The sequence below is a fragment of the Nocardia sp. NPDC059764 genome (genome assembly GCF_042732555.1).
In the GTDB taxonomy this organism is placed as follows: Bacteria; Actinomycetota; Actinomycetes; order Mycobacteriales; family Mycobacteriaceae; genus Nocardia.
On the sequence record NZ_JBHWHH010000100.1, the window covers coordinates 20,984 to 27,700 of the forward strand.

5 protein-coding genes and 1 tRNA gene are annotated in these 6,717 nt (G+C 69.2%); 5 read left to right on the plus strand and 1 reads right to left on the minus strand.

Annotated elements, in window-relative coordinates; genetic code table 11:
* Positions 1-93: 93 nt before the first annotated feature.
* Positions 94-1,839, minus strand: a complete 1,746-nt coding sequence (locus tag ACFV4K_RS21955) for a helicase HerA-like domain-containing protein (RefSeq protein ID WP_379277243.1) — start codon at positions 1,837-1,839, stop codon at positions 94-96.
* Between the two features lie 216 nt (positions 1,840-2,055).
* Here ACFV4K_RS21955 and orn point away from each other — a divergent pair, with 216 nt between their 5' ends.
* The 5 genes from orn (at position 2,056) to ACFV4K_RS21980 (ending at position 6,675) form a co-directional block, all read left to right on the plus strand.
* Entirely contained in the window at positions 2,056-2,682 is a 627-nt protein-coding gene (orn, locus tag ACFV4K_RS21960; protein ID WP_379277245.1) for an oligoribonuclease, read from the plus strand.
* Between the two features lie 66 nt (positions 2,683-2,748).
* Positions 2,749-2,821 (plus strand) — tRNA-His (locus ACFV4K_RS21965).
* A 201-nt stretch (positions 2,822-3,022) separates the two neighbouring features.
* Positions 3,023-4,024 carry an SGNH/GDSL hydrolase family protein gene (locus ACFV4K_RS21970; protein ID WP_379277247.1) on the plus strand — a complete coding sequence of 334 codons (1,002 nt, stop codon included), beginning with the start codon at positions 3,023-3,025 and terminating at the stop codon, positions 4,022-4,024.
* Positions 4,025-4,036: 12 nt separating this feature from the next.
* Positions 4,037-5,596: an ArnT family glycosyltransferase gene (locus tag ACFV4K_RS21975; RefSeq protein WP_379277249.1), complete on the plus strand. Its 1,560-nt coding sequence runs from the start codon at positions 4,037-4,039 to the stop codon at positions 5,594-5,596.
* A gap of 86 nt (positions 5,597-5,682) precedes the next feature.
* The gene (locus tag ACFV4K_RS21980) at positions 5,683-6,675 is read left to right on the plus strand and encodes an SGNH/GDSL hydrolase family protein (RefSeq protein WP_379277251.1); all 993 of its coding nucleotides are present in this window, start codon (positions 5,683-5,685) and stop codon (positions 6,673-6,675) included.
* Positions 6,676-6,717 lie beyond the last annotated feature (42 nt).

Below are 6,717 nucleotides of genomic sequence, written 5' to 3' on the forward strand. Positions count from 1 at the left end.
CGCGGTCCGCGACGGCCAGTCCCGGGAACTGGTCCGCCGCGAGACCATCGACGATCTACTCAGCCGCAATATCGGGCACTGAGCCCGACCGGCCTACCGCCGCCGGGTGCCGAAGATGCTGCGGCTGATCTCGCGCCCGGCCACGGTGGCCGCCGACCGCAGGAAGTTCTTGAACGCCGGATTGTTGACGATCTTCTCCGCCATCGAATCCTCCTCCGGCGCCGGCTTGGCCGAGCGCGAGCTCTTGGCCGCCGCCTCCTGATCGGCCTGTGCGGCGGCGGCCTGGATCTTCGCGGTCAGGATCTCGTACGCCGATTCCGCGTCGACGGTCTGGCCGTACTTGCCGTACAGCGTGGACTGCTGTGCGCGGGAACGGATCGCGTCGTCGCCGATGGTGTCCATGAGCGAGCGCGGCGGCTGCATGCGCGCCCAGGCGACCGGGGTCGGCGCGCCCTTCTCCGACAGCACCGTCACCACCGCCTCGCCGATGCCCAGCGAGGTGAGCGCCTTCTCCAGGTCGTAGGTGGCGGTCTTGGGGTAGGTGCGCACCGTCTTCGACAGCGCCGCCTGATCCTCGGGCGTGAAGGCGCGCAGCGCGTGCTGGATGCGCGCACCCAGCTGGGAGAGCACCGCATTGGGGATGTCGGTGGGCAGCTGGGTGCAGAAGAAGACGCCGACGCCCTTGGAGCGGATCAGCTTCACCGTCTGCTCGACCTGGTTCAGGAACGCCTTGGACGCGCCGTTGAACAGCAGGTGCGCCTCGTCGAAGATGAACACCAGCTTGGGCTTGTCCATATCGCCGACCTCGGGCAGGGTCTGGAACAGGTCGGCCAGCACCCACATCAGGAAGGTCGAGAACATCTGCGGCCGCGCGGCCTGCGCACCCAGCTCGAACAGGGTGATCACGCCCTGCCCGCCCGCGCTGCGCATCAGGTCGGCCGGATTCAGTTCCGGCTCACCGAAGAAGGTGTCGCCGCCGTCGGCCTCCAGGTTCACCAGCGCGCGCAGGATCACGCCCGCGGTCTGCGCGGAGACGCCGCCGATGCCCTCGAGATCCTCCTTGCCCTCCGGGCTGGTGAGGTACTGGATGACCGAGCGCAGGTCGTCGAGGTCCAGCAGCGCCAGGCCCTGCTGGTCCGACCAGTGGAAGATCAGGCCGAGGGTCGACTCCTGAGTCTCGTTGAGCCCCAGCGCCTTACTGAGCAGGATCGGACCGAACGAGGTGATCGTCGCCCGGATGGGCACCCCGATCCCGCCGGTGCCGAGCGAGACGAATTCACACGGGAACCCCTGCGGCTTCCAGTCCGCGTCGCCGGTCTCCTGGGCTCGGGTCAGCAGCTTCTCGTTGGACTGTCCGGGCTGCGCCAGCCCGGACAGGTCGCCCTTGATGTCGGCCACCACGACCGGCACACCGGCCGCCGAGAGCTGCTCGGCGATGCCCTGCACGGTCTTGGTCTTACCGGTACCGGTGGCCCCCGCGATGAGTCCGTGCCGGTTCATGGTCTTCATCGGGATCCGCACCCGCGCGTCGGGATGCACGGTGCCCCCGACGATCACGGTGCCCAGCTCCAGCGCCACCCCCTCCATGGCGTACCCGGCGGCGATCTCCCGGGCGGCGACCTCGTCCTCGCTCGCCGGATCGGCATCGGCGGCAGCCACTTTCGCCGTGCCCGCGGCCTTGCCGTCCGAATCCGCCGCAGCCGCAGCCGCGGTGGCAGCCTCCTGCGCGGCGGCCTCCTGTTCGGCGGCTTCGGCCGCGGCCGCCGCTTCGGCCGCGATCCGTGCCGCCTCCTCGGCGGCCTTCCGAGCCGCCGCTGCCTTCTCCTGCGGGGTGGTCATCGCGCTTCCTCCGTCTGCCGTGCCGACTGCTCAGAAACTGCCCGACCCACACGCCATCCGCTCGCCGCGCGTGAGATTCGACCGCAACGATACTGCTCGATCGCACGTCCGAGCGGCCTCGACGCGGGTTGCCCACTGTTAACCAATCAGGTTCGGGCCGCGCGGACGGTCCGATCCGAACCAGGTGGGGATCGGGCGAAGAGTTAGTGTTTGGCGGTGACCGACAAGTACGTGGTGTGGATGGACTGCGAGATGACCGGGCTGCGGCTCGACAGCGACAAGCTGATCGAGGTGGCCGCGCTCGTCACGGACAGTGACCTCAATATTCTCGGCGAGGGCGTGGACATCGTGATCCACGCCGACGACGCCGCGCTGGCCGCCATGCCGCCGGTGGTGACCGAGATGCACGCCAAGTCGGGTCTCACCGAGGAGGTGCGACGGTCGGTCGTCACCCTCGAAGAGGCCGAGCAGCAGGTGCTCGACTACATCAAGCAGTACGTGCCGACGCCGCGGACCGTTCCGCTGGCGGGCAATTCGATCGCCACCGATCGCGGGTTCATCGCGCGCGACATGCCCACGCTGGACACGCACCTGCACTACCGCATGATCGACGTCAGCTCGATCAAGGAACTGGCCCGGCGCTGGTACCCGCGGATCTACTTCGGTCAGCCCGAGAAGGGGCTCGCGCACCGCGCGCTGGCCGATATCCAGGAGTCCATCCGTGAGCTCCGGTACTACCGCCGCACCGCGTTCGTTCCGGCTCCCGGCCCCTCCACGGCCGAGATCGCCGCTGTCGCCGCCGAATTGACGACCCCCGCGCAGCCGCCCGTAAACCCCTCCTGAACAGCCGATTAGGTACTCACAGCGGCGACACGTTAAGCTCTAGCGCGCCGGAAGTTACCGGCGATGGTGGCTGTAGTTCAGCTGGTAGAGCACCAGGTTGTGATCCTGGGTGTCGCGGGTTCGAGTCCCGTCAGCCACCCTTATCGGCCCAGGCCAGAGAATATTCTCTCGCCTGGGCCGAACTGCGTTGTGGGGTAGGTGACGCCCCTTCGCCAGGTGCGAATCGCTTGCTTGCCAACCAAGTGAAATGCAGTTACTTTGCTTTATCTGTCAGTTGCTGTGGGCTGCATCATAATCGCGCCCCGTTCGGCATGGCTGTGGCTCGATGAGGATTTTGCACTTGACCAGTTCCTGGACAACCGGCCGGGCCGTACTCCTACCCCGGCTGGCCGTCGCCATGGGCGTCCTGGCCGCCGCGGTATCCGCCGGCGCCGCCGAGGCCGAACCCACCCCGGCACCCGGCCGCCCGCTCGTGGTGCTCGGCGACTCCTACAGCGCGAACCCGTCCTGCGACGTGGTGCTGACCAAATGCGAGAACCCGGACAGCACCGGGCTGCGGGCCTGCCTGCACGGACCCTCCTCGTGGCCCGTCCAGCTGAGCGCCCTGATGGGCGTCGAGGCCGCGGACGTCGTCAACAACTCGTGCTCGAGCGCGTCCATCGACACCGGCCCGGTCACCTCCACCGGCGAGCAGGTGCCCGGCCGCGGCGGCTACACCCTGGCGCAGCTGGCCCTCGACGCCGCGCAGAACGGCGCGTTCGGGCCGCGGACCCGGGTGGTGACCATCCAGCTCGGGTTCAACGACTCCTGGCCCAAGGACGCGACCCTCTCCGCGGATGTGAACAAGGTGTTCACCTGTGTGATCGACCTCGTGCACGGCTGTGACGACGCCGCCGTGGCCGAGGGCCGGTGGCCGGACTACACGGCCATCACCGGGACGGCCTACGCCGACCGCGTCCGCAAGGTCGTCGACTACGTGAAGTACTACGCCCCGAACGCGAAGATCGAACTGATCGGTTACCCCGAGATCGCGCCCGAAGGCGCGACCGAGTGGTGCGCGGACGTCCTCGGCTTCGTGCACTGGGTCCAGCCGCGGGCCGGGGCCATGGTCGCGTACTGGAACCGGCTGCAGACCGCGCAGCGCGAGGCCGCCGGAATCCTGGGCGTCGACTTCATCGACCTGAAGCCCGCGACCGCCGGACACGGCCTGTGCGCCGCCGACCCGTGGTTCAGCAACTTCCTCGATCCCCGGCAGAGCCCGTCCGCCTTGCCTTTCCACCCGTCGCCGCGCGGCGACACGGCCGTGGCCGCCGCCATCCACAGCCACCTCGCGTCGCACTGACCCGGAGAAGCAATGACGCTCACCATCACCCCTGGATCCGAGGCGACGACCGCGCCGCCGCAGTTCGCGTGGCGCGGTGTCCTGTTGGTCTCCGGCGTGATCACGCTGGTCTGGTCGGTCTCGGCGTTCCGGTTCCAGCTGGCGGGCGACGAGCTGTACTACCTGGCGTGCGGTCGCCGCCTCGCCGTCAGCTACGTCGACAACGGCCCGCTGATCCCGATGATCGCGCGGCTGGCCGACGTGCTCGCGCCCGGATCGGTGATCGCGCTGCGGATCCCCGGATTGCTGCTGCTGATCGCGGTGTCGGTGCTGACCGCCGCGGTCGCCTACGAATGCGGTGCGCGGGAACGGTTCCAGCTCCTCGCCGCCGCGGGCTACGCCGCCTCGCCGTTCATCTTCGCCTATACCGTGCTCGACAGCGTCGCCATCGATGTGGCGTTCCAGGCGTTGATCATCTGGCTGCTGGTCCGCTGGGTGCGCACCCGCCGCGACCGCCTGCTCGTCGCCGCGGGCGTGGCGGCGGCGATCGACGTGCAGGACAAGTGGCTGGTGCTGATGCTGGGCGCCTGCGTCGGCGCCGCCATGCTGGTGGCGGGTCCGCGGGAGATCCTGCGCCGCCCGGCCCTGTGGCTGGGTCTGCTGATCATGGTGGCGGCCATGACCCCGGCCCTGCTGTGGCAGGCCTCCCACGACTGGCCGCAGCTGGCCACCAATGCCGCCATCGCGCACGAGACCGCGCAGAGCGACGGCGGCCAGTGGGGCACGGTGATCGCGATCCTGGTGGTCACCGGCTTCCTCGGCGGCGGTCTGGGCGTGCTGGGCTTGTACGGCCTGGCCCGGGATCCGAAGCTGCGGCCGTACCGGTTCGTGCTCGTCGCGACGCTGCTGATGGTGGTGCTGGTGGTCGCGAGCCACGGCCGGTCCTATTACGTCGCCGGGATCATTCCAGCGATCTTCGGTGCGGGCGCGACGGTCCTGTCGGGCTTGTTCGACACCGCGGGTCCGCGTCCGGCGGCCGTGCTGCGGCGCGTGTTCACCGGATTGACCGTTCTCACCGCGATTCTGATGGCCGCCCTGGCCACGCTCCCCTACCCGAAGAGCTGGATCGACGTCCCCAACACCAGCAAACTGGGCTTCCTGCAGCACTACGGCAACGACGACTGGGCGGACCTGGCCGACGCCGTGGAGAAGGTGGCGGCGGGTCTGCCGCCCGAGGAGCGGGCCGCGACCGCGGTGGTCGCGGAGGCCTACAACGAGGCCGGCGCGCTCGACCACTACGGCAAGTTCCAGTCGATCCCGCCGACCTACAGCCCGAATCGCGGTTTCGCCGTGTGGGGTCCGCCGCCGGACTCGGCCACCACCATCCTGTGGGTCGGCTACAACGACAGTCCGGAGCAGCGGGCGTTCCTCGCGAACTTCGGGCAGAAAACCCAAGCGCTGCAGATGATCGACGAGCTCGGCATCGCGGGCCAGAACCATCACGTGAACATCTGGATCCTGCGCGAGCCGCTGGTCCCGCTGTCGGTGGCCTGGCCGAAGCTGACCTACATGATCGTCCCTCCGGCCTCGTGAGAACTCTGTCGGCCTGATGAGAACACTGTCGGTCTCATGAGCAACACTGTCGGTCTAGCGCAACGTTTCCGCTGGGGAGGATTTGCATGTTGAGTTTCACGACCAAGGGCGCGTCGCTGCGGCTGGCCGCCGTCGCCGCGGTGCTCGCCGCCGCGGGTTCGGTGGGCGTCGCCGGGGCCGACGAACCGGCCCCCGCGCAGGGTCGCGCCCTTGTCGTACTCGGTGATTCGTTCGCCGCGAACCCGGCCTGCGACGGGGTCCTGGTCAAATGCGACGGCAACAACGACGCCGCGGCGCACGAGTGCCTGCACCGCGCCACCTCGTGGCCGGTCCAGCTCAGCGCGCTGATGGGTGTCCCCGCAGCCGATTTCGAGAACGCGACCTGCACCAACGCCTCCATCGACAGCGGCCCGGTCACCTCGACCGGCAAGGAGATCCCCGGCCGCGACGGCTACACCCTGTCGCAGCTGGCGATCAAGGCGAGCAAGAACGGCGCGTTCGGCCCGCGCACCCAGGTGGTCGCGATCCAGCTGGGCGCCAACGACTCCTGGCCGCGCGACTCCACCAAGGTCGCCGACGCCCCCAGCCAGCTGCGCTGCGCGCTGAACATGAGCCAGGGCTGCGACGCCGACGCCGTCGACAAGGAGCACTGGCCCGAGCTCGACACCATCACCGGCGCCGCCTACGCCGACCGCATCCGCAAGGTCGTCGAGTACGTGAAGTACTACGCCCCCAACGCGAAGATCCAACTCGTCGGCTATCCCGAACTGGCCCCGGCCAAGTCGAACACCTGGTGCCTCGACGTCCTCGGCACCTTCCGCTACATCCAGCCCCGCGGCGGCGCCGTCAACGCCTTCTGGAACCGCCTCGACGACGCCGAACGCGATGCGGCCCAGCTCCTCTCGATCGACTTCGTCGACGCCCGGGTCCCAACCGCCGGACACGGCCTGTGCGCCCCCGACCCGTGGGTGCTGGCCGCCCTCGACCCGAAGGTCAACCTGGTCGGTCTCCCCTTCCACCCGACGCCGCGCGGCGACACCGCCGTGGCCGCCGAGGTCTACAGCCACCTCGGCCGCTGACCAGGTAGCGGACGGTTCAGCCCGCCACGACCGGTCGTGGCC